Source organism: Kitasatospora sp. NPDC001225 (genome assembly GCF_053597855.1).
Genome location: NZ_JBSFJC010000445.1, coordinates 1 through 1,462 on the forward strand (window position 1 = coordinate 1; position 1,462 = coordinate 1,462).

Here is a 1,462-nt window from a genome sequence, read left to right on the forward strand (position 1 = left end):
AGGTAGTACATCGCGAAGGAGAGCGCGCCCGAGGTGGTCTCGTGGCCGGCGATCAGGAAGGTGATCACCTGGTTGCGGATGTTCTCGGCGTCCAGCCGGGTCCCGTCCGAGGGGCGGACCGCGCCGAGCATCAGGCCCAGCAGGTCCTCGGCCGGGGCCTGCTCGCCCTCCCCAACTGCTCCCTCCCCGGCGGTTCCCTCCGCGGAGCGGGCGGCGATCACCTCGTCCACCACGGCGGCCAGGTAGTCGGCGTCGGCCCGGAAGGCGGTGTCCCGCTCGCGGTGGTCGGCCTCCGGGTCACGGGTGAGCCTGTTCATCGCCCAGCCCAGGCAGCGCACCATCGCCTCGACGAAGGGGTGCGGCTCGTCCCGCTCGAAGGAGCCGAAGTCGAAGCCGAAGCCCGCCAGTCCGATGGTGTCCAGGGTCATCCGGGTCATGTCGCCGGGCACGTCCACCGGCAGTCCGGCGGCCTCCCGGCGGTCCCAGGAGTCGACCAGCCGGCGGGCCACCCGCAGCATCACCGGGTGGTAGGTGCGCATCGAGCCGAGCGCGAAGGCCGGCATCAGGATGTCGTGCGCCCGGGCCCAGTTGGGCTCGTCGTTGTAGGCGGTGAACAGGCCGTCGCCGGTGAACTGGCGGACGTTCTCCAGGCCCGGGCCGATCGACTTGGTGAACCGGGTCTCGTCGGCGAGCTCCTCGACCAGCTCCAGCCCGCTGACGATCAGGCTGTCCCGGCCGTGCAGCCGCTGGACGAAGGCCGGGCCGTGCTCTCTGGCCAGTTCCATGGTGCGCAGCATCGGGGCGGCGATCGGCGGCGCCGACGAGATGTCCACCAGGGGGACGGCCCGACCGCTCCCGGCCCCGTCCGCCCGCTCGCCGCCGTCCGTCCACCCGTCCTCGGCCGTCCACTGGCCCTCGGTCGTGCTCTCCACGGTCTCGGTCATCGCTGTGGCCCCTCCCACGGCAGGAAACTTCGGTCTTCCACCACTGTGCGCCCACCGGGCGGAACGTCGGACCCCGATCACTACATGATTGTGTAGTACCAGGGGCTCCGACGGGCTTGCCCACGAACCGTCAGCCCTGGCCCCGGAGAGGAGAACCACCGATGCGACCGACCGAGGACTGCGCCCCCCTGCCGGGCGGCCGCCTGGACCCGGCGGTGATCTGGCGCAACCGGGCGCTGCGGCTGATGGACCACGTGCCGATGCCCATCGCGGTGTGCGAGTTCGGCGGGCAGATCCTGATCGTCAACCGCGCGATGGCAGCCGAATTCGGCTGCTTGCCGGGCCAGTTGCGCCACCGTAGGATTCTGGAGTTCTTCACCCTGCGGGACACCGGCACCCTGGAGGCGCTCACCGAGGCCGTCCAGACCCGGCCGCCCGGTTCCCGCTGGGGCGGGGCGGCGGGGTGCGCCGGGTGGTCCGGGTGGTCCGGCGAGGTGTGGGGGTGGTCCGGGAGCGTG

General features: G+C 72.1%; 1 protein-coding gene and 1 pseudogene. One reads left to right on the plus strand and one right to left on the minus strand.

All coding sequences use genetic code 11. The features are described from left to right. Positions 1 to 944 (minus strand): cytochrome P450 (locus ACWDCZ_RS41330; protein ID WP_449818722.1); only part of this gene is annotated, 944 nt, incomplete at its 3' end. A 161-nt stretch (positions 945 to 1,105) separates the two neighbouring features. On the opposite strand from ACWDCZ_RS41330, the pseudogene ACWDCZ_RS41335 reads away from it, so the two are divergent. Next, a pseudogene (locus ACWDCZ_RS41335) lies at positions 1,106 to 1,462 on the plus strand (hypothetical protein); the annotation flags it as partial.